The organism is Chryseobacterium sp. AG844 (genome assembly GCF_003182335.1).
In the GTDB taxonomy this organism is placed as follows: Bacteria; Bacteroidota; Bacteroidia; order Flavobacteriales; family Weeksellaceae; genus Chryseobacterium; species Chryseobacterium cupriresistens.
The window spans coordinates 28302-53279 of sequence record NZ_QGTV01000020.1; the positions used below are offsets into that span (position 1 = coordinate 28302).

At 34.9% G+C, this 24978-nt stretch carries 19 protein-coding genes; 17 read left to right on the forward strand and 2 right to left on the reverse strand.

Annotated features, from left to right (window positions below; translation table 11 throughout):
• Positions 1-36: 36 nt before the first annotated feature.
• The 7 genes from bglX to DEU40_RS17555 all read left to right on the forward strand — a co-directional run bounded on the left by bglX (position 37) and on the right by DEU40_RS17555 (position 12735).
• Positions 37-2364, forward strand: coding sequence for a beta-glucosidase BglX (gene bglX, locus DEU40_RS17525; RefSeq protein WP_110011039.1), 2328 nt, complete (start codon positions 37-39; stop codon positions 2362-2364).
• Between the two features lie 83 nt (positions 2365-2447).
• Positions 2448-2846: a hypothetical protein gene (locus DEU40_RS17530; RefSeq protein WP_110011040.1), complete on the forward strand. Its 399-nt coding sequence runs from the start codon at positions 2448-2450 to the stop codon at positions 2844-2846.
• Positions 2847-2965: 119 nt separating this feature from the next.
• Positions 2966-3376, forward strand: a complete 411-nt coding sequence (locus DEU40_RS17535; protein WP_110011041.1) for a hypothetical protein — start codon at positions 2966-2968, stop codon at positions 3374-3376.
• 264 nt (positions 3377-3640) lie between these two features.
• The gene (locus DEU40_RS17540; RefSeq protein ID WP_110011042.1) at positions 3641-5284 is read left to right on the forward strand and encodes a T9SS type A sorting domain-containing protein; all 1644 of its coding nucleotides are present in this window, start codon (positions 3641-3643) and stop codon (positions 5282-5284) included.
• A gap of 110 nt (positions 5285-5394) precedes the next feature.
• Complete coding sequence (locus tag DEU40_RS17545) at positions 5395-8724, forward strand: hypothetical protein (protein ID WP_181397997.1); 3330 nt, start codon at positions 5395-5397, stop codon at positions 8722-8724.
• 5 nt (positions 8725-8729) lie between these two features.
• Entirely contained in the window at positions 8730-12182 is a 3453-nt protein-coding gene (locus tag DEU40_RS17550) for a DUF6443 domain-containing protein (RefSeq protein ID WP_110011044.1), read from the forward strand.
• Position 12183: 1 nt separating this feature from the next.
• Positions 12184-12735 carry a hypothetical protein gene (locus DEU40_RS17555; RefSeq protein WP_110011045.1) on the forward strand — a complete coding sequence of 184 codons (552 nt, stop codon included), beginning with the start codon at positions 12184-12186 and terminating at the stop codon, positions 12733-12735.
• A 72-nt stretch (positions 12736-12807) separates the two neighbouring features.
• Here DEU40_RS17555 and DEU40_RS17560 read toward each other — a convergent pair whose 3' ends face one another.
• On the reverse strand, positions 12808-13146 hold the full coding sequence (locus DEU40_RS17560; protein ID WP_110011046.1) for a helix-turn-helix domain-containing protein: 339 nt from the start codon (positions 13144-13146) through the stop codon (positions 12808-12810).
• Between the two features lie 154 nt (positions 13147-13300).
• Here DEU40_RS17560 and DEU40_RS17565 point away from each other — a divergent pair, with 154 nt between their 5' ends.
• The 6 genes from DEU40_RS17565 to DEU40_RS17590 all read left to right on the forward strand — a co-directional run bounded on the left by DEU40_RS17565 (position 13301) and on the right by DEU40_RS17590 (position 19564).
• A complete protein-coding gene (locus DEU40_RS17565) occupies positions 13301-15739 on the forward strand; it encodes a CHC2 zinc finger domain-containing protein (RefSeq protein ID WP_110011047.1) in 2439 nt (812 codons plus the stop codon).
• 71 nt (positions 15740-15810) lie between these two features.
• Positions 15811-16617 (forward strand): tyrosine-type recombinase/integrase, encoded by an 807-nt coding sequence (locus DEU40_RS17570; RefSeq protein WP_110011048.1) that lies wholly within the window; start codon positions 15811-15813, stop codon positions 16615-16617.
• Positions 16618-16654: 37 nt separating this feature from the next.
• Positions 16655-17533, forward strand: a complete 879-nt coding sequence (locus DEU40_RS17575; RefSeq protein ID WP_110011049.1) for a tyrosine-type recombinase/integrase — start codon at positions 16655-16657, stop codon at positions 17531-17533.
• Positions 17514-17951, forward strand: coding sequence for a hypothetical protein (locus DEU40_RS17580; protein WP_146207872.1), 438 nt, complete (start codon positions 17514-17516; stop codon positions 17949-17951). The genes DEU40_RS17575 and DEU40_RS17580 overlap by 20 nt, the downstream gene beginning before the upstream one ends.
• Before the next feature lie 160 nt (positions 17952-18111).
• On the forward strand, positions 18112-19011 hold the full coding sequence (locus tag DEU40_RS17585) for an RHS repeat-associated core domain-containing protein (RefSeq protein WP_110011051.1): 900 nt from the start codon (positions 18112-18114) through the stop codon (positions 19009-19011).
• A 1-nt stretch (position 19012) separates the two neighbouring features.
• On the forward strand, positions 19013-19564 hold the full coding sequence (locus DEU40_RS17590; protein ID WP_110011045.1) for a hypothetical protein: 552 nt from the start codon (positions 19013-19015) through the stop codon (positions 19562-19564).
• A gap of 72 nt (positions 19565-19636) precedes the next feature.
• Here DEU40_RS17590 and DEU40_RS17595 read toward each other — a convergent pair whose 3' ends face one another.
• Complete coding sequence (locus DEU40_RS17595; RefSeq protein WP_110011046.1) at positions 19637-19975, reverse strand: helix-turn-helix domain-containing protein; 339 nt, start codon at positions 19973-19975, stop codon at positions 19637-19639.
• Between the two features lie 154 nt (positions 19976-20129).
• Here DEU40_RS17595 and DEU40_RS17600 point away from each other — a divergent pair, with 154 nt between their 5' ends.
• From DEU40_RS17600 to DEU40_RS17615, 4 genes are all read left to right on the forward strand, one after another.
• Complete coding sequence (locus DEU40_RS17600; RefSeq protein ID WP_110011047.1) at positions 20130-22568, forward strand: CHC2 zinc finger domain-containing protein; 2439 nt, start codon at positions 20130-20132, stop codon at positions 22566-22568.
• Between the two features lie 71 nt (positions 22569-22639).
• Complete coding sequence (locus DEU40_RS17605) at positions 22640-23446, forward strand: tyrosine-type recombinase/integrase (protein WP_110011048.1); 807 nt, start codon at positions 22640-22642, stop codon at positions 23444-23446.
• A 37-nt stretch (positions 23447-23483) separates the two neighbouring features.
• On the forward strand, positions 23484-24362 hold the full coding sequence (locus DEU40_RS17610) for a tyrosine-type recombinase/integrase (protein WP_110011049.1): 879 nt from the start codon (positions 23484-23486) through the stop codon (positions 24360-24362).
• Complete coding sequence (locus DEU40_RS17615) at positions 24343-24780, forward strand: hypothetical protein (protein ID WP_146207873.1); 438 nt, start codon at positions 24343-24345, stop codon at positions 24778-24780. Before DEU40_RS17610 ends, DEU40_RS17615 begins: the two co-directional genes overlap by 20 nt.
• The last annotated feature ends 198 nt before the right edge of the window (positions 24781-24978 follow it).

Genomic DNA, 24978 nt, shown 5'->3' on the forward strand with positions numbered 1-24978 from the left:
AAAAAATATAAAACAATAATTTAAGAAGATAGATTTATGAAAAAGTTAATTGTAATTGCCACTTTAGCATTGGCACCTGTATTTTCCGCACAGGAAATGGTAACGAAGCCCGTTCAGTCTTACCAGACAGCTCAGTATCAGGCTAAGAAGAAAGCTTTTGTAGACAATCTTTTATCTAAAATGACATTGGATGAAAAAATTGGCCAGATGAACCTTCCGACTTCCGGAGATTTCACTACAGGACAGGCACAGAGCTCTGATATCGGAAAGAAAGTAGAGCAGGGATTAGTTGGCGGATTATTCAATATAAAAGGAGCAGATAAGATCAAGGCTGTTCAGAAAGTGGCTGTAGAAAAAAGCCGTCTGAAGATTCCTATGATTTTCGGGATGGATGTTATTCACGGCTATGAAACTACTTTCCCGATTCCTTTAGGACTGGCTGCTTCATGGGATATGAATCTTATCCAGCAATCTGCAAAAGTAGCTGCGAGAGAAGCTGCTTCTGATGGGATCAACTGGACATTCTCTCCTATGGTAGATATTTCCCGCGAGCCAAGATGGGGTAGAGTATCAGAAGGTTCTGGTGAAGACCCATATTTAGGAAGTGAAATTTCTAAAAATATGGTGTATGGCTATCAGGGGAAAGACCTGGCCAACGGAACCAATATTTTAGCATGTGTAAAACACTTTGCGCTATATGGAGCAGGTGAATCCGGAAGAGATTACAATACGGTTGACATGAGCCATGTAAGAATGTTTAATGAATATTTTCCACCTTACAAAGCCGCAGTAGATGCTGGTGTGGCTTCTGTAATGGCCTCTTTCAATGAAGTGGACGGAGTACCGGCGACAGGAAACAGATGGCTTCAGACGGAAGTATTAAGAAATCTATGGAAATTTAAAGGATTTGTAGTAACAGACTATACCGGTATTAATGAAATGGTAGACCACGGTATGGGAGATCTTCAGCAGGTATCTGCTTTGGCTTTAAAAGCTGGAGTTGATATGGATATGGTGGGAGAAGGTTTTTTAACAACTTTAAAAAAATCCCTTCAGGAAGGAAAAGTTACACAAGCTGAAATTGATATGGCAGCAAGAAGAATTCTTGAAGCAAAATACGATCTTGGTTTATTTGATAATCCATACAAGCATGGAGATGCGAAGTTAGCGGCAAAAGAAGTCTATAATATGGAAAACCGTAATATAGCAAGAAATACAGCTGCTCAATCTATGGTGTTATTGAAAAATGACAATCAGGTATTGCCTTTAAAGAAATCAGGAACAGTGGCTGTAATCGGCCCATTGGTGAATAACTCAATGAATATGGCCGGAACATGGAGTGTTGCGACAAAACATGCTGCTTCAGTTTCTTTGATGCAGGGATTACAGTCAAACTATGGAAAAGAAGTTAAGTTTTTATCAGCAAAAGGAGCCAATATAGATTACGATGCCAAATTAGAAGAAATCTATGCAGCTCATGGTAAAAAAACAGACAGAGACAACCGCTCGAAAGAAGAATTGTTAAAAGAAGCTGTAGAGGTAGCCAACAAAGCAGATGTGATTGTTCTGGCTATCGGAGAATCTGCTGAAATGAGTGGAGAATCTTCTTCAAGAACAGAAATTACCATTCCTCAGTCTCAGGTTGATCTGCTAAACGAGTTAAAGAAGACGGGAAAACCAATTGCAATGGTTCTTTTCACAGGTCGTCCTTTAGCTTTAACCAATGTAAAAGACACTCCGGATTCTATATTGAATGCCTGGTTTGCAGGATCTGAAGCAGGAAATGCCATTGCAGATGTTCTGTTCGGAAAAGTAAACCCGTCGGGAAAACTTCCAATGACTTTCCCAAGAAGCCTTGGACAAGTACCAATCTATTATAATGCTAAAAATACAGGCCGCCCGCTGAGTCAGGATAAAGTAGACAAATGTACTTATGAAAGATTCCGTTCGAACTATATGGACGAGTGTAATACTCCTTTATATGCTTTCGGATATGGATTAAGCTACACCAAATTCAATTATTCTGATATGGCAGTTTCCACTGCTACCGCGAAAGGAAATCAGACGGTTCAGGCATCCGTTACTGTAACAAATACAGGAAATTATGACGGAGCTGAGGTTGTTCAGTTGTATATCAGAGATATGGTGGGAAGTATTACAAGACCGGTAAAAGAATTAAAAGGCTTCCAGAAAGTATTTCTGAAAAAAGGAGAATCTAAAAAAGTAACTTTTGATATCACTCCTGAAAGCCTTAAGTTCTATAACGGAGATTTGAAATATGACTGGGAATCAGGTGAATTTGATATTATGATCGGAACCAGTTCTGACAATGTTCAGCATTCAAAGATTAACTGGACTAAGTAAGTAAGTCACCGGATTGTGTTATGATGTTTTTTTTGGCATGATTTTTAATAATACCTCGGGTAATTATTAGTATACAAATCGACATGAAAAAAACAATTTTATTAAGCACAATGTTCCTGGGTTCTTTACTATTTGCACAAAAAGGAACAATAAAAGGTGGAGACAAAGATGCACACGGATGTATTGGTTCTGCAGGATATACTTATTCTCAAATTAAGAAAGACTGTATAAGAACGTTTGAACAGAAAATCAAGTTAACAGAAGTAGCTCCGAAAGACAGCTATACTTCAATAGCTGCAGTTATTTTCAGTAAAGACATGAAACAAGCTGAGGTTTTTGTAAAAGATGCCGGTGAAAGAAGCATCATCCTTACCAGAGCAGGAGGTAAAGCCAAAGCATGGAAAAAGGATGGTTATGTATTGGTTCCTTACAAAAAGCACGGATACCAGCTTAAAAAGGATAATATCGTGATCTATCAGTAAGATCCGGTTTTAAAAAGAAAAACCGCTCGCAAGAGTGGTTTTTTTTGTACCTTAGAGAAATTAATTAATATCACATTTTTGGGATATTTTTAATCCATCAGAAAACAAAAATTTTACCTATGAAAAAAATAATTTTACTCAGTGCCATGTTCCTTGGTTCATTCGTTTTTGCGCAAAAAAGTACTCCTGTTCTGGGAGGCGACAGAGATGTGCACGGTTGTATTGGTTCAGCAGGATATACATATTCACAATTAAGAAATAATTGTATACAGACTTTCAATCAGAAAATAAAACTCAAAGAAGTAAATTCAGACAAAAGCTATACTTCAATGACGGCAGTTATTTTTAATAAAAGCATGACTAAAGCCGAAGTATTTATTCCGGATGGAGCTGCAAAAAGCATTATTTTGGATAAGCAGGGAAAAGCAAAAATATGGAAAAGCGGAGCTCATGTGAAAGACAGCTATGTTTTAACTCCCTATAAAAAAAGCTATCAGATCAAGAAGAATGATGAAGTCATTTATAAGTAAAATAAAACCAGAAATAACAGACCACTCGCAAGGGTGGTTTTTTTATGTCAATAATTAAAATCAATTTGGTTTAATACGACATGTTTTGACGTTGCGGATAGATATTTTTACATCATAATAAAATAAAAACTGGTATAAATAGAGAGAATATAATTAGAAATAGTATGATTTACAGGATACCACACAAAAATGATTTCCATATCTTAAAAAGTGTTAAATTCGCGAAGTTTTAAGAAACTAATTACTAACTCAAAAAAACATAGGATGAAAAAATTCTACTTCGGTGCATTTACTTTATGCACAGCCCTGGGTGTATCTGCTCAGGAAGTGATATGGCAGAAAGATATACAATCTTCTACCCAGGATTTTCTAAGCCAGGTCACCACAACCATTGATCAGCAATACCTGATCTCGGGAAGCTCTATACAGTCTAAAAGCCAGTCGCCAGCAGCCAGCGGCCAAAAGCAGAATAACGGCTACGATTTTCACTTAATTAAACTTGACCAGCAAGGGAAAGAATCATGGGAGAAATATTTCTCAGGACAAAACCACGATTATCTGTCTGCTACTGTTACCACGCAGGATGGTGGATTTCTCTTAGCCGGAACTTCTTATTCAGGAAAAGGACTGGATAAAAAAGAAGATTCCAAAGGAGGCTCAGATATCTGGCTGATCAGAATCAATGAATTTGGAGATGAACTATGGCAGAAAACGTTAGGAAGTTCTTCCGATGAAGAAGCCAGAGCTGTTATCCAAACGACAGATTTAGGATTCTTTGTGGCCGGTAACGTACAGAACGCTGCAAAAGGTTATGGATCTAAAGATGTTTTGATCACAAAATTAGACAAAGACGGAAAAGAACTTTCACAATTGATCTTAGGAGGAAAAGGTTTGGATGAAGTAGAAAAGATGATTCCAACGAAAGACGGTGGGACATTACTGGGAATGTATTCGAGGAGTTCCGATGTTCGTGTTTCGGGATCTGACAAAGGTTCCGGGATGCGGGATGCGGGTTCTGCATCAAACATTCAAAACCCGACTCCCGTATCCCGAATTGCAAAATCAACAGACAATTTTGGTGAGGGTGACTATTGGATTGTCAAGCTGGACAAAAACGGAAAAGTAGAATGGGAAAAGAATTTCGGTGGAAAAGGCGATGATCATATCAGAGCATTGGCATTAACTTCAAATGGCTTTATCATTGGTGGAGAATCCAGATCAGAGAGATCAGGTAATAAAACGGTTGGATTGGAAGAAGGAACTGACCTTTGGCTGATTTCTTTAAACGAAAGAGGTGATGAACAGTGGCAAAAATCCTATAATTTCAAGAACCGTGATATCCTGATGGGAATGAGTGTAATAAGCGGGAAGCAGGAAGATGGAAGCGGGAAGTCTAAAGGCATTCTGTTAGGAGGTTATACACAGGCAGAAGGAAGAGTAGAAACTGATGATGAGACCTTCTGGATGCTATATCTGGACCAAGACGGAAATGAGCAGTGGAGAAAACATGTCAAAGGAGAATCCAGAAAGAAAGAAGAAAGGCTTTCCGATTTAAAACTAAACAGAGACGGATCAATTGTTCTGGCCGGAACCAGCGCAGAAGAATTGGGCAAAGAAAACTGGAAAATCGTGAAACTGGGAGATAAACAGGTTGATCAGCGGATTGAAAAATATGATATCAAAATCTATCCGAACCCAGTTTCGGATTATGCTTACGTGGAAATAGGTTTTGATTTTAAGGATGCAGAAATTCTCTTATATGATATGAGTGGAAGACAGCTTCAAAGTATTACAACTAAAAATAAAGTGACTAAGATCAATACCCAGCCTTTGGTGCAGGGAGCTTATCTGGTGACGATAAAAACTGATACGAATAAAACGGCGAATGCTAAATTGATAAAGAAATAATGAGAAAAACATATATAATATTTAGGATTTTACTTCTTCTATTTTCTGACTTTTATTTTTCACAATCTACAGGTTCTTCAGTAAGTAAGCCAATGGATAATATCAATCAAATGTATCCAGCTTCTCCGGCTGTGAATAATTTGATGAAATTTGAAGAAACACCTGTCAATAATTATACAGGAATTCCTGATATTAAAATTCCTATTACAAGCATATCCACAAAATCTCCTAATATAAAAGTTAATTTATCATTAAATTATCATCCGAATACTGCAAAACCTGAGGATAAATCTTCAGAAGTAGGGCTGGGCTGGAGCTTGTTTGCAGGAGGGTCTATTTCTCGAACAGTTATTAATGGACCAGATGGGGATATTGTCATTCAAAATTCACATCAGTCGGCAAAAACTGGAATTTATTATGATGAATTTTCTCCCGGTTCTGAAACGAATCTTACAAGAAAATTTCTGGATTCTCTTGAAATGGCAGACACATATGTTCCTATTCTCGTGTCTCCAACCTTTAATAGCTTTTTAAATTTTGCATATAAAGCTTGTTATCTGAATTTATTTGATACGGAATATGACCTGTACCAATATAATTTCATGGGTTTTAGTGGTAGATTCATTATTAAAAAAAATTCGAGCAATCAGTTGTATGTTCAAAAGCTTGACGAAAACAACCTTAAGATTGAAATTAGCTCGCTAAACCCGAATAAAACATATGACGTTAGTAGCTTTACTATTATTGATGAATTGGGAAATAAATATATTTTCAATGTTACAGAAAGTTCGGCAATTACATCCTATAGCCATAAAATAGGGTTTAATGGGTATATTAATGATAATATGTATAATATTGGAACGGTTACATCCGCTTTCCACCTGGGTGAGGTTCAGGATGTACTGGGAGATACGTTGATAAAGTTTAATTACTATCCGTTAAGCCCGGTTTTTTTTACAATCAATTCCAGTATTACAAGGAGCAGTTCAACTCCGATCGAAAATTCTTATTCTTTTCCACATAATTTTGGAAATGTAATCCCAGCTACACAGGAGTTTTCTACTAATACAATCAATTCTCAAACAAGATTGTTGAAAGATATAGAAGTAGTAGGGCGTGGTAAAATTAACCTTTCCTATTTACAGAACAGAATAGATACCAATTATAGTACTCCCAGCCAATTGAGTAAACTTGACTATATTCAGGTACTGAACCCTGCGGGGAATATTATGGATACCTATAAATTTAATTATTCCAATTTCAGTTTTAATTTACAAGATAAACAGGAATATCGTTTAAAGCTCGATAATATAAGTGTTTTTGATGCTTCACAACAGAAAAAATATGATTATGAATTGAAGTATACAAGTAATATACCCTTATCATCTTCAAAGCTGAATATAGATCACTGGGGTTGGTTCAATTGTATTAAACCTACCGATAATGTTCTTTCAGCCAGAAATCCGTCTCCTGCCTGTATGAAATATAATATCCTGGAAAGTATCAAATTACCGACAGGTGGAGTACAGAAATATGATTTTGAAAGCAATACTTATTTATTTATAGGTTCCGAACGCGCTGATATTTATGATAATCCGGATAATTGGAATATCAACAGCTATATGACCACGCATAGCGGATCCCAGCAAAACGTAAAGAATTATTTCTTCTCACTGTCCGATGCGCACCGAATAGAGATCCGGTTCCCGGACCTTGAGGATAATTATGATATTAAAAACAATACCTGGACGCTTAGTATTTATAAAAAGGTAGGGAGTGTGTATAATCTCGTTACAGTTATCGGACCATCAGTTGATCCGGATCCTGATTTTCCGGTATCCCATATGAGAAATTTAGATGCAGGTGACTATTATACAACATTCCGAGTTATTTCTAATACCAGTTATGTTAATTATGGTCAGGTAAAAATAACTGCGGAGTTTAGAGAAAAGAAAAGCACGAATCTTACCCAATATGTAAATGGAGGTGGTATCAGAATAAAGAATATCAACTATTATGTTGATGAAAATAGCTTAGTGCCTGAAAAGTCAGTAAACTTTGCCTATAACAAAGAAAACAGTATGGAAAGTTCAGGGGCTTTAATTTATCCGAAACCGCTACACGAATATACTTATGATTACAGTAATATTTTTACTGGTTCGGAAGGATCTGTAAGTTTTGATAAAAGATATACCATACTCTCCTCAGACAATTTTATACCTGTTCAAAAAACGCAGGGGGGAGATGTCGGATATAAAAATGTATTGGTTTCAGAATTAGATAAAGGACAAACTATTTATACCTACACGTATCCTGAAGATACTCCAAATGCTATTTTTCCTTCGTCATATGCTCCTCCATTTATATCGTATCCAAATTTTGATTTTAAAAGAGGTCTTTTAGTCAAAGAAAGAAAGGTTGATGTATCCGATAATGATTTATATGTGAGTGATAATTTACATCAACTTCGTTCCGTTTATAAATATACAGGAATCAAATTTCAATATCCGGATTCACCTTACAAAGAATTTACAACGGCTGGTGCATTTATAAGTTATGATCACTATCGTCAAATGTGCATAGATGGAGGTGTAACTCCTATGCCAAGTTGTAATTTTTATAGAGATCCCAAAATTTTTGTTAGTCTCGAAGTGGTAGGAAAAGCAAATCCTATCCATTCTGAAACTACAGAATATTTTAATGGGAAGACTTTGAAAAGAGTTGAAGATATTACCTATAATACCAGAGATTATCCAATAAAACAAAAAACAGCTTTTGCCGATAATACCATCACAGAAACCACCTACGCTTATGCTCACGAAAAAAGCAATCAAAAGCTTATCAATGCTAACATGATAGGAATTCCTTTGGAAACAACTGTGGTAAAAAAGCACAATGTAAATGATAATACAGGAAAAATTATTTCTAAAACAGAAACGAAATATGATAACCCGTTGAACTTACTTCCAAGCTCTGTTGTGTCTACCGATTTGCAAAATACCCAAACCACAGAAATTACTTACGATCAATACGATTCCAAAGGGAATCTTCAGCAGTACACTACCAAGGACGGCCTTTCTACAGTAATCATCTGGGGTTACAACCAGACCCAGCCCATTGCCAAAATAGAAGGAGCCAAATTAACAGATATCCAGCAGTCTTTAATGGATTCCATTATTAATGCTTCTAATACAGATGCTTCTGCTGCAGCTAATAATGATGAAACTTCATTTTTATCTGTACTAAATACCTTCAGAAGTAGTTTGCCAAACTATCAGATTACCACTTATACTTATGACCCATTAATTGGGGTAAGAACCATCACACCACCATCCGGAATCAGAGAAAGCTATGTTTATGATTCCGCTAACAGACTTCAGAAAGTGATCGATGTGAACGGCAAAGTGTTGAAGGAAATGAAATACAACTATAAAAACTAAAACTGATGAAAAAATTGATAATACCAATAGGAGCGTTGCTCTTATCCAATATAACCTATGCGCAGCTTTTCACGATTTCAAGCAATGAAAACTATATTCAGTCCAAAACGTATCTGGATTATAATGGAACATCTGCTACCAAATCCTCAGAAACCGTACAGTATTTTGACGGGTTGGGAAGACCAAAACAGGTAGTGAATGTCAAAGCATCACCACTGGGACGTGATGTAGTTACTCATATAGAATATGATCCTTTCGGAAGACAGGTAAAAGATTATTTACCTGTTCCCCAGCTTTCTACCAGCAATGGAAACTATTATTCAGGACCCTTGGGTGTTTATCCTAACACGTATGGTAATGAAAAGATCTATTCTGAAAAAGTTTTGGAAAGCTCACCATTGGACAGGGTTCTGGAACAGAAACAGGTAGGTAATGACTGGAACGGAAAATCTGTAAAGTTCAGCTATGACACCAACGGATTGAATGAAGTCTATCAGTTTACCACGAGCACAAGCTGGGTAGATGGGGCTACTAAAAGTGTATTGAGCTTATCACCTGCCACAGTTTATGCCCCAAACCAGCTTTATAAAAACTCTGTCAAAGATGAGGATGGCAATGAAACCATAGAATTTAAAAACGGTAGAGGACAGATTGTGTTGGTAAGGAAAGTCATGAGCCCTGCAGAAAATGTGGATACCTATTATGTTTACAATGAATATGACCAGCTGGCTTTTGTCATTCCTCCTCTGGCTGTTCATAAGCCTATTACGGATGATCTTCTCAATACCTTATGCTATCAGTACCATTATGATGGTAGGGGAAGACTGGTGGAAAAAAAGCTTCCCGGAAAAGGCTGGGAATTTATGGTATATGATAAAGCCGACAGGCTGATGCTTACCCAGGATGCCAATATGAAAGGATCTGGAAAATGGCTGATGACCAAGTATGACGAGTTTGGAAGAGTTGCCTATACAGGAATATTCAGTTCAAATGACAGTAGGGCGACAATACAGGATCAGATCAAGGATTTGGTTATTTATGATGCGCGCCATTCTACAGGTATTGTAAGAAATGGAATGAATATTTATTATACGGCTGTCTATTTTATCCCTGAAAGTATTTTGTCGGTTAATTATTACGACTCTTATCCTGCTTACAGTTTTAATCCGGCCTTCCCTTCAACAATTCAGGGAGAACCTGTATTGACTGAAACTCCTGCAGCTGACGGAAGAAGTACCAAAGGACTACCTGTAATGAGTTTTGTAAAGAATATTGAGGATGACAACTGGACCAGGAACTATACCTATTACGATCAGAAAGGAAGAGCTATTGGCAGTCATTCTGTGAATCATTTGGGAGGATATACAAGAACAGAATCCAAACTGGATTTTGCAGGAATCACGAAACAGACTGTAACAAGGCATAAGAGACTGAGTACGGATACCGAAAGGGTCATCACAGAAACCTTTGATTATGACAGTCAGAACCGCTTGGTTACCCATAAACATAAGATTGATAATAATGCTGAAGAAATCCTGGCCCAGAATACCTATAATGAAATTTCCCAGGTTACGAATAAAAAAGTGGGAGGAGTTACGGCTTCTTCTCCGCTTCAGCAGATAGACTACAAATACAATATCCGTGGGTGGCTGACTCAGATTAACGATCCTGCCAACCTTGGAAATGACCTGTTTGGATATAAAATAAAATATAATGAAGTACAAGGTCTGGAAGTCCCCAATACCAATTACCCAAACCACAAAGTAAAACCGAAATACAACGGCAATATCGCTGAAGTTGATTGGAAAACCTCTACAGGAGCGAATGATAATGTGAGAAGATACGGATATGTTTATGACCCGTTGAACAGGCTTACAGCAGGTTTCTATCAAAAAGACACCAATCCTTCCGGGAAAGAATACAATGAACTCTTTGCTTATGACCTGAACGGGAATATTCTGAATCTGGTAAGAACCCAGGGACTTCTCCCGGGAAGTACTGAGGCCATGGTGATCGATAATCTGATCTACAGCTACACGGGAAACAGGCTTACCAAAGTATCCGATGCCTATCTTAACAGTTTAGGATATCCTGTAGGAGGAAATGAAATAGGCTATGACGATAACGGAAATATGACGACCCAATTGGATAAAGGAATTTCCTCCATTCAATATAATTATCTAAATTTACCACGAAAGATTACCCAGAACTCAAAAGTAATGGATTATATTTACAGAGCAGACGGAGTGAAGGTAAAAAAGGTTTTCGGAACAGAAACAACCGATTATCTGGATGGTTTTCAGTATACCAATTCGATATTAAAGTTTTTCCCAACCGCAGAAGGATATTTTAATGTTGAAACCGGAAAGTACGTGTATAATTATACTGACCACCTTGGAAATACAAGATTAAGCTATGCTAAAAATGGAGCAGGAACAGAGATCATTGAAGAAAGTAATTACTATCCTTTTGGATTGAAGCATGAGGGGTATAATGTATTAACTGGAAATCCATCATATAAGTATAAGTACAATGGAAAGGAATTGCAAGAGACTGGTATGTATGATTATGGGGCGAGATTCTATATGCCGGATATTGGAAGGTGGGGAGTAATCGACCCGCTGGCGGAGAAAATGACTCGTCATAGTCCGTATAATTATGCATTTAATAATCCAATAATGTTTATCGATCCGGATGGAAGAGAAGGAAAAGATTGGTATCAAAATAATTTAACTCAAAACATTGAATGGCATGATGGTAGTGCTGAATTAGATGGCTATACTAACTTAACAGCTATAAATAATACTAGAGTACTCGGTGTTGAAAATGGACAAACAGTTCAGGAATTTAATTTAAACTCTGATGGTTCTTTTACAGCAGGTGGTCAAACATTTAATAATGGAGAATCTGCAACTACACTAATTGGAACAACCATTACAAGTAAACCAGGTTTTGATCTTGGGAAATGGTTATCACATTTAGGAAATGAGGGTGGAGACTTCTATTCAAATCTTGGAGGATCTGGTCCTCGTGAAGATACCAATCCATTCTTCAGAGGAGATATAGACAAAATGGTAGATGTGGGAGGTTATTTTGGAGGAATACATAATGGTTTAAGCAGAGGGGATCAGGGAATAAGTTTGATGAATACTATGGTGGATGTAATGTCTTTAATTGATTTAGCGGTTTCAGCAGCGGGATCAACAAAAAGTTCTTCAAATGCTGTAGCAGCAGAACCCGATACGCTTAGTTATCATGGTTCCCAGGCAGTTGGTCTTAATATTTATAGAGGATCTGGAGGCGGAATAACCGGTGTCGGAGTTAAAACTCAGGATATTCATCTAAGTGGTCTATCCAGAAGTCAAAGGGACTCAGTGAGTAGTAGAGTTAGCGCTGATGAAATAAAACGTAATAATCAAAAAGACTCTGTATTAAGAAGAATAATGAAATCAAGATAATATGAAAGCTAAAATAATTTGTATAGTAATTTTATTTATTATTTTTTCTTGTAAAAAAGATGAAACCAAGAGTTTTAAAGAAGAATTGACACAATCTCTCCAAAAAAAAATTACACAAGAACTTAGACAAGATGGTTCTTCTTTAGAATCCATTCAGCTTATAAAATATGATACTTTAATGGAATGGCAGGAAGCTGACCTCTTATTGCAATATTCTAATCAGAAATTGATACGTTTAAATAAACAACAACAACAGTTAACAAAAGAGCTTGAAAATGTTAAAACTATAAAGGATTTTGAGTCAAATGAATTAAAATATAAAAAAGTAGAGGACAGTATCAAACACGAAATAAGAATTGGAGAAAGTGTAAGATATCTGGAACCAAAAAAAGATAGAACGGGTAATTATCAGGCAATCTTTCTTTTAAAGGTTCATGATAAAAAACTCAATGCAGTTAAAAACGATTCATTATTTATGTATGTAAATGACAAAAAAGTGATATTTACACAACCTCAATTTATTGAACAGTGTATTAAGAAGTTCAAAAAATAATGTTCTCTAATCTTGCGGATTTGTAATCCGTGAGCAGTAATAAAGAACCCATCGCAATTGCGGTGGGTTTTGTTATTTAGCAAACGCCTGTTTTGTTTTAAAATTTTGGATAATGTTGTCCACGAGAAAGAACAGGTGTTCTTTGGTTGCAGGATCGAGTTTGTCAATATCCTCAATGCGCTTCATTACTTCTTTATCGTAAGAAGAAATCTCACCTTCACCGATTAAATAATCAACTGTTACATTAAAAGTTTTTGCCATTTTCATTAGCACTTCAATGGAGGGAGTATTTGCATTACGTTCGTAGTTCCCGATGATTGTTCTGGAAACTTCAATCCTTTTGGCAAGATCTTCCTGCGAAAGATTAAACTGTTTACGAAGTTGTGTTATGCGTTCTCCAATGTTCAACATACTTGACTAATATTAAGTTAAAATACCAATTATGAGCAAATTTAGATAAAATAGTTTGACAAAAGAAATGTGTTTTTGTTGTCTGAAAGAAAAGTAATGTTTACATTTGCCAAACAAAGTTGACAATGTTAAATTTTTAGAAATTTTAAAATCAATGGAAATCTCCGCCATCAAAGAACGGTTACGTTTATCAGAAGTCCTGAAGCATTACAACCTGCAACCTAAAAACTCAATGCTTAAATGTTTTATGCACGAAGATAAAACAGCGAGTCTTCAGGTGAACTTAGAAAAGAACTTTTACAAATGCCACAGTTGTGGAAAAACCGGAGATGTTATCCAATTTATAGAAGATTACGAGAAGATATCCAAACACGAAGCGATCAAGAAAGCGGAAAGCTTCTTAGAAAATATTAGAGGTACTGCGGAGAGCCTTGAGCAGACCAATTTCTCAGGAAAGAAGTCTGCTCCTTTTTCAGAAACACAAAGTCAATATAAAAATGCAGATGTAGAGAGAGGTACTGGTGAATGGCGGACAGATTTTTTAGGAAAGATGTTCGCCTATTTTAAAAATGCTTTGCATAGCAGTAAACCCGCAAGAGAATATTTAGAGAAGAGAAGTTTAGACAACAGTATTTTAGAGATTGGTTACAACTCTGGTCAGTTCCATCACGGAGAAAGAAAAACGGAAGAATTATTAAAATATTCAGTAGAAACAGGATTACTGTTAGATAAAGGCTTAATTAACAACAGGACGAAAGAAAAAGGCTATCAGGTTTTTGCCAATAAATGTTTGATTTTTCCTTTGAAAAACAAAGACAATGAAATTGTAAGCATTTACGGAAGAAGCATTTTAAATGATGATAAAGCGAAACATTTTTACTTAAAAGACCGAAAAGGAATTTATCCTCATTACCCAAACCCTCAAACTCTCAAACTCATTCTTACAGAAGCGATCATCGATTGTGCAAGTTTACTTCAAATCAAAGAAATACGAGACAATTACAGCTTAATAAGTTGTTTTGGAACCAATGGATTGAACGAGGAGATTTTACAGGCAATAAAAGACTGGTGTCATTCCGAGCACAGCGAAGAATCTAAAGAAATAATTTTTTGTTTTGACCAAGACGATGCAGGAAAAACCGCAGTAGAAAAGTATTCTAAAGAATTTAAAATCTATAATCCAAAAATTAAAATCTCTTTTGTTGAATTGCCGAATAATGATGTTAATGAAACGTTGCAGTTGCATGATGAAACTATATTTTTAGGATTATTGGACAAGCGAAAATTTATTTTTTCAGATGAAAAAGAAAAGGGTTCGAGTCTTGGCAAGACTACAAAAAGTGTTGATTTTACAGAGGAAAACAAAAGCATACCCCCGAAAACATCCCCGAATTTGTCCGCGACCGAATTTTTAAGCCAAAAGGATCTTCTGAAAAACCTGAATCAGTTAATTGAACAATCCGGAATAATCGGTGAGGAAAACAGCAGATTACTACTCTTTTTAATCACAATAAGCTACCTGAATAAAAGTCCGTTACATGGAATTGTACAGGGAAGCTCAGGAAGCGGGAAAACACATATCATATCAAGAATTGCAGACTTAATGCCACAGGAAGACGTACTGAGATTTACCCGAATTACAGAATCCAGTTTATACAATTGGGGTGAGTTCGATTTATTCCAGAAGATCATTATTATTGAAGATTTAGACGGATTAAAAGAAGATGCACTCTATGCATTACGAGAATTTATAAGCAATCAGGTTTTGAGAAGTTCTGTAACCATCAAGGATAAAAAAGGAAATAATAAATCTTCCCATAAAATAGTAAAAGGACAATTTAGTTCTTTGTCTGCAACAACGAAAGGAGAAACGTATGAGGATAATATGAACCGTAGTTTTATAGTAGCAGTGAATGAAAGCGAAGAACAGACAGAAAGAATCATCCATTATCAGAACCGCAGAAATGCCGGAGAAATTGATAAGAGCCAAGAGCAAAAAGCCATAAGCCAGATGCAAAGTATTGTCAGAAATCTAAAACATTACGAGGTTGTAAATCCCTATGCAACACAGATACAGTTACCTAATAATGTAAAGAATAAAAGGCGTTTAAACGAAATGTTTCAGGCTATAATTAAGCAGGTAACTTTTTTAAATCAATATCAGAGAGAAATTAAAAACAATTTTTTGGTTACAGAGATTGAAGATATTGAGAACGCTGTAGAAATATTATTCGAGAGTATCATTTTAAAAATAGATGAATTAGACGGCAGTCTGAGACAGTTTTTTGAGAAACTAAAGAAAGCCTTTAAAGAAGAGCATTTTACAAGGTTTAATGCAATGGAGATTACAGGATTTAAGAAGACACAGTTACAATTTTATCTCAATGAATTAGTACGGTTAGAATATCTAAAACAAATCGGTTTTGCGAACAAAGGATTTAAATATAGAATCTCTTACAGCGATAATATTCAGAAGGTTAGGAAAGATTTAAAAGAGGCTTTTACAAAGCAGTTGGAACAACTAAAATCGAACGCTACCGAACACAAGCGAACACCAAACGGAAGCAAAACGAACACTAAAGTACAGTTATGACCCGATAAATACAGGAAATTTAGTTAGTGTTCGGAAAAATCCAAAATAGTACAAAAGCAAATCAGTCATAGATGGAAGAATTTAGAAAGTATTTAGAACTTCGGAACTATCAGAAGAAGAATATCAGGAATATGCTGTCTATGGTTAATGAATATCTGCATTACATAGAAAAAGGAAATCCATCATTAGAATACATTAGCTATCTGAAGCAAAGAAAACACAAAAACAATCCTGAGAAAACAATAAGCATTAGTACCATCAACAATCATCTGTACGCATTAAAACTCTATAAAAACTATCAAAAAGAAATTAAGCAGAAAGAAGAAACCTATCTTATCATCTGTAAACTCTTAAAAAGAAATCATTTACCCATAGAAATACTCAGTCCGGAAGAAGTACAAAGCCTTATCGAAAGTGCTGTACATATAAGAGATAAAGCCGTTATATGCTGTCTGTATTATTTAGGATTAAGAGCTGGAGAATCAGCAGAACTGTTATTAGAGGACGTAGATTTAGAAAATGCAAAAGTCCTGATAAGAAAAACCAAAACAGGCTATCAGAGAGAAGTTCCCATACACAGCAAAGCATTGGAAATATTCACAGAATATTTACAGATAAGAGAAGAAAAAGGAGAATGTTTTTTACAGGGATTACAGGGAAACCTAACTCCTTCAGGAATAGAATTTATTATCAAAAAAATATCATCAAACAACCAAAAACTAACAACCGGCAACCAACAACCAAAAAGAATTTACCCCCATTTATTAAGACACAGTATAGCAACCCACTTACTGAAAAACGGAATGGAACTAAAGAAAGTCAGTAGATTTTTAGGACACAGAAGTTTAGAAAGTACACAGAGATACACACATATTTAGATTAAAAGATTTAGAGATTTAAAAATTAAAAGATTAGATGAATGGATTTATTAAATATCTGAAAGATCAGTATCATTATGCAGAAAGAACACTCGTAGAAAAAGAAAAGCAGATTATATTATGGAAAAATCTATGTTCCCGAAAACAGAATTTTGATAAACTGGGTACTCAGGAATTATTAAAAATGGTAGAGTTACAACAGAAAAAATATACATTAATTACTGTTAATAATCAGATCAGAACCATAGAACAGTATTTTGAATACTTACAGATCACAGGAAAAAGAAAAGATCATCCGTTAAAAGATTTTAGGATAAAAACACCAAAAAGACCTTTAATTACAGGATTTTTAGCAGAAGAAGAATTACAGAATATCGAGCAAGAATTTAGAGAAAAGAAATATAAAAAAGGACAGTTCAGTTTATTTGGAAAACGCAATCAGATTATTTTGGGACTTATGATTTATCAGGGATTAAGTTCAGGATGTTTAAGAGCATTACAGGTACAGAATATTGATTTAGAAAAAGGAATGATAAAAGTTCCGAAAGCCACCGAAAACAGACTAAAAGAAAGGATTTTACCACTCAAAGCATCACAAATATTAGAGCTTTACAAATACATTACAGAAACAAGAACAGAATTATTACAAATCTCAAAGACGATAAAAGAAACCGAAAAACTATTTATTATTGGAGAAAATACAAAATTTAGCAGTATCACAAAAGAAATCCGAAAACAGATTAATATTGAAAGTTTACAGCTCATTAGAAACAGCAGGATTAATTTATGGCTGAAACAATATAATTTACGGGAAGTTCAGTATAAAGCAGGATTTAGATATTTAAGAAGTCTGGAATATTTTAATCAGACAGAACTCGAAAATCTGAAACAGGAAATTGAAAAATACATCAGTTAAAACTCTCAAACTCTCCCAAATAAGCCACAGCAAATTACATAATCAAAATTATACGCACGTCCATCGCCAAAACGTTGTTCTCCGTTCCGCTTTGCATCACTACGCACAAAGTCCATCAGTGCCTATAATTTGGGATTATGTAAAATGCTTTCCTTTGCTTCGTGGAAACCACTGCGCTTCCATCGCTCTGCGTTCCCAGAATGAAATCTCAGCCGAAAAACCTCTGAAAGACATCACGAAAAACAACTTGCAGTGGGAAAAAGAATGTGGATTTGTGGAAAAATCCGAAGCTGAATCCACCCACAGTTTTTCCCACAAGTCCACATTTACAACACCGCCAATAACAAAACAACTGAAGATTTACAGCATATTTTTTTTGAATAATTTACAAATGATTTTATTTTTTCAATTGAAATAAAAAAGTTGGCGGATAAAACTCCGAATTAATCAAAATTTTTCTTTTTCAAGTGAATAAATCTGTATTTTTGGAAAGCGGACAGAGAAAAAGTTCAAAAAGTAAGCGTTCGCGCAAGGAAAAATGAAGCAGGTAAATCTCAGGAAATGAAGTAGAGAAAAGAATGTATGATTATGGAGCAAGAATGTATATGCCGGATATTGGAAGGTGGGGAGTAATCGACCCGCTGGCGGAGAAAATGACTCGTCATAGTCCGTATAATTATGCATTTAATAATCCAATAATGTTTATCGATCCGGATGGAAGAGAAGGAAAAGATTGGTATCAAAATAATTTAACTCAAAACATTGAATGGCATGATGGTAGTGCTGAATTAGATGGCTATACTAACTTAACAGCTATAAATAATACTAGAGTACTCGGTGTTGAAAATGGACAAACAGTTCAGGAATTTAATTTAAACTCTGATGGTTCTTTTACAGCAGGTGGTCAAACATTTAATAATGGAGAATCTGCAACTACACTAATTGGAACAACCATTACAAGTAAACCAGGTTTTGATCTTGGGAAATGGTTATCACATTTAGGAAATGAGGGTGGAGACTTCTATTCAAATCTTGGAGGATCTGGTCCTCGTGAAGATACCAATCCATTCGTCAGAGGAGATATAGACAAAATGGTAGATGTGGGAGGTTATTTTGGAGGAATACATAATGGTTTAAGCAGAGGGGATCAGGGAATAAGTTTGATGAATACTATGGTGGATGTAATGTCTTTAATTGATTTAGCGGTTTCAGCAGCGGGATCAACAAAAAGTTCTTCAAATGCTGTAGCAGCAGAACCCGATACGCTTAGTTATCATGGTTCCCAGGCAGTTGGTCTTAATATTTATAGAGGATCTGGAGGCGGAATAACCGGTGTCGGAGTTAAAACTCAGGATATTCATCTAAGTGGTCTATCCAGAAGTCAAAGGGACTCAGTGAGTAGTAGAGTTAGCGCTGATGAAATAAAACGTAATAATCAAAAAGACTCTGTATTAAGAAGAATAATGAAATCAAGATAATATGAAAGCTAAAATAATTTGTATAGTAATTTTATTTATTATTTTTTCTTGTAAAAAAGATGAAACCAAGAGTTTTAAAGAAGAATTGACACAATCTCTCCAAAAAAAAATTACACAAGAACTTAGACAAGATGGTTCTTCTTTAGAATCCATTCAGCTTATAAAATATGATACTTTAATGGAATGGCAGGAAGCTGACCTCTTATTGCAATATTCTAATCAGAAATTGATACGTTTAAATAAACAACAACAACAGTTAACAAAAGAGCTTGAAAATGTTAAAACTATAAAGGATTTTGAGTCAAATGAATTAAAATATAAAAAAGTAGAGGACAGTATCAAACACGAAATAAGAATTGGAGAAAGTGTAAGATATCTGGAACCAAAAAAAGATAGAACGGGTAATTATCAGGCAATCTTTCTTTTAAAGGTTCATGATAAAAAACTCAATGCAGTTAAAAACGATTCATTATTTATGTATGTAAATGACAAAAAAGTGATATTTACACAACCTCAATTTATTGAACAGTGTATTAAGAAGTTCAAAAAATAATGTTCTCTAATCTTGCGGATTTGTAATCCGTGAGCAGTAATAAAGAACCCATCGCAATTGCGGTGGGTTTTGTTATTTAGCAAACGCCTGTTTTGTTTTAAAATTTTGGATAATGTTGTCCACGAGAAAGAACAGGTGTTCTTTGGTTGCAGGATCGAGTTTGTCAATATCCTCAATGCGCTTCATTACTTCTTTATCGTAAGAAGAAATCTCACCTTCACCGATTAAATAATCAACTGTTACATTAAAAGTTTTTGCCATTTTCATTAGCACTTCAATGGAGGGAGTATTTGCATTACGTTCGTAGTTCCCGATGATTGTTCTGGAAACTTCAATCCTTTTGGCAAGATCTTCCTGCGAAAGATTAAACTGTTTACGAAGTTGTGTTATGCGTTCTCCAATGTTCAACATACTTGACTAATATTAAGTTAAAATACCAATTATGAGCAAATTTAGATAAAATAGTTTGACAAAAGAAATGTGTTTTTGTTGTCTGAAAGAAAAGTAATGTTTACATTTGCCAAACAAAGTTGACAATGTTAAATTTTTAGAAATTTTAAAATCAATGGAAATCTCCGCCATCAAAGAACGGTTACGTTTATCAGAAGTCCTGAAGCATTACAACCTGCAACCTAAAAACTCAATGCTTAAATGTTTTATGCACGAAGATAAAACAGCGAGTCTTCAGGTGAACTTAGAAAAGAACTTTTACAAATGCCACAGTTGTGGAAAAACCGGAGATGTTATCCAATTTATAGAAGATTACGAGAAGATATCCAAACACGAAGCGATCAAGAAAGCGGAAAGCTTCTTAGAAAATATTAGAGGTACTGCGGAGAGCCTTGAGCAGACCAATTTCTCAGGAAAGAAGTCTGCTCCTTTTTCAGAAACACAAAGTCAATATAAAAATGCAGATGTAGAGAGAGGTACTGGTGAATGGCGGACAGATTTTTTAGGAAAGATGTTCGCCTATTTTAAAAATGCTTTGCATAGCAGTAAACCCGCAAGAGAATATTTAGAGAAGAGAAGTTTAGACAACAGTATTTTAGAGATTGGTTACAACTCTGGTCAGTTCCATCACGGAGAAAGAAAAACGGAAGAATTATTAAAATATTCAGTAGAAACAGGATTACTGTTAGATAAAGGCTTAATTAACAACAGGACGAAAGAAAAAGGCTATCAGGTTTTTGCCAATAAATGTTTGATTTTTCCTTTGAAAAACAAAGACAATGAAATTGTAAGCATTTACGGAAGAAGCATTTTAAATGATGATAAAGCGAAACATTTTTACTTAAAAGACCGAAAAGGAATTTATCCTCATTACCCAAACCCTCAAACTCTCAAACTCATTCTTACAGAAGCGATCATCGATTGTGCAAGTTTACTTCAAATCAAAGAAATACGAGACAATTACAGCTTAATAAGTTGTTTTGGAACCAATGGATTGAACGAGGAGATTTTACAGGCAATAAAAGACTGGTGTCATTCCGAGCACAGCGAAGAATCTAAAGAAATAATTTTTTGTTTTGACCAAGACGATGCAGGAAAAACCGCAGTAGAAAAGTATTCTAAAGAATTTAAAATCTATAATCCAAAAATTAAAATCTCTTTTGTTGAATTGCCGAATAATGATGTTAATGAAACGTTGCAGTTGCATGATGAAACTATATTTTTAGGATTATTGGACAAGCGAAAATTTATTTTTTCAGATGAAAAAGAAAAGGGTTCGAGTCTTGGCAAGACTACAAAAAGTGTTGATTTTACAGAGGAAAACAAAAGCATACCCCCGAAAACATCCCCGAATTTGTCCGCGACCGAATTTTTAAGCCAAAAGGATCTTCTGAAAAACCTGAATCAGTTAATTGAACAATCCGGAATAATCGGTGAGGAAAACAGCAGATTACTACTCTTTTTAATCACAATAAGCTACCTGAATAAAAGTCCGTTACATGGAATTGTACAGGGAAGCTCAGGAAGCGGGAAAACACATATCATATCAAGAATTGCAGACTTAATGCCACAGGAAGACGTACTGAGATTTACCCGAATTACAGAATCCAGTTTATACAATTGGGGTGAGTTCGATTTATTCCAGAAGATCATTATTATTGAAGATTTAGACGGATTAAAAGAAGATGCACTCTATGCATTACGAGAATTTATAAGCAATCAGGTTTTGAGAAGTTCTGTAACCATCAAGGATAAAAAAGGAAATAATAAATCTTCCCATAAAATAGTAAAAGGACAATTTAGTTCTTTGTCTGCAACAACGAAAGGAGAAACGTATGAGGATAATATGAACCGTAGTTTTATAGTAGCAGTGAATGAAAGCGAAGAACAGACAGAAAGAATCATCCATTATCAGAACCGCAGAAATGCCGGAGAAATTGATAAGAGCCAAGAGCAAAAAGCCATAAGCCAGATGCAAAGTATTGTCAGAAATCTAAAACATTACGAGGTTGTAAATCCCTATGCAACACAGATACAGTTACCTAATAATGTAAAGAATAAAAGGCGTTTAAACGAAATGTTTCAGGCTATAATTAAGCAGGTAACTTTTTTAAATCAATATCAGAGAGAAATTAAAAACAATTTTTTGGTTACAGAGATTGAAGATATTGAGAACGCTGTAGAAATATTATTCGAGAGTATCATTTTAAAAATAGATGAATTAGACGGCAGTCTGAGACAGTTTTTTGAGAAACTAAAGAAAGCCTTTAAAGAAGAGCATTTTACAAGGTTTAATGCAATGGAGATTACAGGATTTAAGAAGACACAGTTACAATTTTATCTCAATGAATTAGTACGGTTAGAATATCTAAAACAAATCGGTTTTGCGAACAAAGGATTTAAATATAGAATCTCTTACAGCGATAATATTCAGAAGGTTAGGAAAGATTTAAAAGAGGCTTTTACAAAGCAGTTGGAACAACTAAAATCGAACGCTACCGAACACAAGCGAACACCAAACGGAAGCAAAACGAACACTAAAGTACAGTTATGACCCGATAAATACAGGAAATTTAGTTAGTGTTCGGAAAAATCCAAAATAGTACAAAAGCAAATCAGTCATAGATGGAAGAATTTAGAAAGTATTTAGAACTTCGGAACTATCAGAAGAAGAATATCAGGAATATGCTGTCTATGGTTAATGAATATCTGCATTACATAGAAAAAGGAAATCCATCATTAGAATACATTAGCTATCTGAAGCAAAGAAAACACAAAAACAATCCTGAGAAAACAATAAGCATTAGTACCATCAACAATCATCTGTACGCATTAAAACTCTATAAAAACTATCAAAAAGAAATTAAGCAGAAAGAAGAAACCTATCTTATCATCTGTAAACTCTTAAAAAGAAATCATTTACCCATAGAAATACTCAGTCCGGAAGAAGTACAAAGCCTTATCGAAAGTGCTGTACATATAAGAGATAAAGCCGTTATATGCTGTCTGTATTATTTAGGATTAAGAGCTGGAGAATCAGCAGAACTGTTATTAGAGGACGTAGATTTAGAAAATGCAAAAGTCCTGATAAGAAAAACCAAAACAGGCTATCAGAGAGAAGTTCCCATACACAGCAAAGCATTGGAAATATTCACAGAATATTTACAGATAAGAGAAGAAAAAGGAGAATGTTTTTTACAGGGATTACAGGGAAACCTAACTCCTTCAGGAATAGAATTTATTATCAAAAAAATATCATCAAACAACCAAAAACTAACAACCGGCAACCAACAACCAAAAAGAATTTACCCCCATTTATTAAGACACAGTATAGCAACCCACTTACTGAAAAACGGAATGGAACTAAAGAAAGTCAGTAGATTTTTAGGACACAGAAGTTTAGAAAGTACACAGAGATACACACATATTTAGATTAAAAGATTTAGAGATTTAAAAATTAAAAGATTAGATGAATGGATTTATTAAATATCTGAAAGATCAGTATCATTATGCAGAAAGAACACTCGTAGAAAAAGAAAAGCAGATTATATTATGGAAAAATCTATGTTCCCGAAAACAGAATTTTGATAAACTGGGTACTCAGGAATTATTAAAAATGGTAGAGTTACAACAGAAAAAATATACATTAATTACTGTTAATAATCAGATCAGAACCATAGAACAGTATTTTGAATACTTACAGATCACAGGAAAAAGAAAAGATCATCCGTTAAAAGATTTTAGGATAAAAACACCAAAAAGACCTTTAATTACAGGATTTTTAGCAGAAGAAGAATTACAGAATATCGAGCAAGAATTTAGAGAAAAGAAATATAAAAAAGGACAGTTCAGTTTATTTGGAAAACGCAATCAGATTATTTTGGGACTTATGATTTATCAGGGATTAAGTTCAGGATGTTTAAGAGCATTACAGGTACAGAATATTGATTTAGAAAAAGGAATGATAAAAGTTCCGAAAGCCACCGAAAACAGACTAAAAGAAAGGATTTTACCACTCAAAGCATCACAAATATTAGAGCTTTACAAATACATTACAGAAACAAGAACAGAATTATTACAAATCTCAAAGACGATAAAAGAAACCGAAAAACTATTTATTATTGGAGAAAATACAAAATTTAGCAGTATCACAAAAGAAATCCGAAAACAGATTAATATTGAAAGTTTACAGCTCATTAGAAACAGCAGGATTAATTTATGGCTGAAACAATATAATTTACGGGAAGTTCAGTATAAAGCAGGATTTAGATATTTAAGAAGTCTGGAATATTTTAATCAGACAGAACTCGAAAATCTGAAACAGGAAATTGAAAAATACATCAGTTAAAACTCTCAAACTCTCCCAAATAAGCCACAGCAAATTACATAATCAAAATTATACGCACGTCCATCGCCAAAACGTTGTTCTCCGTTCCGCTTTGCTTCACTACGCACAAAGTCCATCAGTGCCTATAATTTGGGATTATGTAAAATGCTTTCCTTTGCTTCGTGGAAACCACTGCGCTTCCATCGCTCTGCGTTCCCAGAATGAAATCTCAGCCGAAAAACCTCTGAAAGACATCACGAAAAACAACTTGCAGTGGGAAAAAGAATGTGGATTTGTGGAAAAATCCGAAGCTGAATCCACCCACAGTTTTTCCCACAAGTCCACATTTACAACACCGCCAATAACAAAACAACTGAAGATTTACAGCATATTTTTTTTGAATAATTTACAAATGATTTTATTTTTTCAATTGAAATAAAAAAGTTGGCGGATAAAACTCCGAATTAATCAAAATTTTTCTTTTTCAAGTGAATAAATCTGTATTTTTGGAAAGCGGACAGAGAAAAAGTTCAAAAAGTAAGCGTTCGCGCAAGGAAAAATGAAGCAGGTAAATCTCAGGAAATGAAGTAGAGAAAAGAATGTATGATTATGGAGCAAGAATGTATATGCCGGATAT

Coding starts and splice junctions, on each gene's coding strand:
- bglX (WP_110011039.1), top strand. CDS start 37: ATGAAAAAGTTAATTGTAATTGCCACTTTAGCATTGGCACCTGTATTT.
- DEU40_RS17530 (WP_110011040.1), top strand. CDS start 2,448: ATGAAAAAAACAATTTTATTAAGCACAATGTTCCTGGGTTCTTTACTA.
- DEU40_RS17535 (WP_110011041.1), top strand. CDS start 2,966: ATGAAAAAAATAATTTTACTCAGTGCCATGTTCCTTGGTTCATTCGTT.
- DEU40_RS17540 (WP_110011042.1), top strand. CDS start 3,641: ATGAAAAAATTCTACTTCGGTGCATTTACTTTATGCACAGCCCTGGGT.
- DEU40_RS17545 (WP_181397997.1), top strand. CDS start 5,395: ATGTATCCAGCTTCTCCGGCTGTGAATAATTTGATGAAATTTGAAGAA.
- DEU40_RS17550 (WP_110011044.1), top strand. CDS start 8,730: ATGAAAAAATTGATAATACCAATAGGAGCGTTGCTCTTATCCAATATA.
- DEU40_RS17555 (WP_110011045.1), top strand. CDS start 12,184: ATGAAAGCTAAAATAATTTGTATAGTAATTTTATTTATTATTTTTTCT.
- DEU40_RS17560 (WP_110011046.1), bottom strand. CDS start 13,146: ATGTTGAACATTGGAGAACGCATAACACAACTTCGTAAACAGTTTAAT.
- DEU40_RS17565 (WP_110011047.1), top strand. CDS start 13,301: ATGGAAATCTCCGCCATCAAAGAACGGTTACGTTTATCAGAAGTCCTG.
- DEU40_RS17570 (WP_110011048.1), top strand. CDS start 15,811: ATGGAAGAATTTAGAAAGTATTTAGAACTTCGGAACTATCAGAAGAAG.
- DEU40_RS17575 (WP_110011049.1), top strand. CDS start 16,655: ATGAATGGATTTATTAAATATCTGAAAGATCAGTATCATTATGCAGAA.
- DEU40_RS17585 (WP_110011051.1), top strand. CDS start 18,112: ATGTATGATTATGGAGCAAGAATGTATATGCCGGATATTGGAAGGTGG.
- DEU40_RS17590 (WP_110011045.1), top strand. CDS start 19,013: ATGAAAGCTAAAATAATTTGTATAGTAATTTTATTTATTATTTTTTCT.
- DEU40_RS17595 (WP_110011046.1), bottom strand. CDS start 19,975: ATGTTGAACATTGGAGAACGCATAACACAACTTCGTAAACAGTTTAAT.
- DEU40_RS17600 (WP_110011047.1), top strand. CDS start 20,130: ATGGAAATCTCCGCCATCAAAGAACGGTTACGTTTATCAGAAGTCCTG.
- DEU40_RS17605 (WP_110011048.1), top strand. CDS start 22,640: ATGGAAGAATTTAGAAAGTATTTAGAACTTCGGAACTATCAGAAGAAG.
- DEU40_RS17610 (WP_110011049.1), top strand. CDS start 23,484: ATGAATGGATTTATTAAATATCTGAAAGATCAGTATCATTATGCAGAA.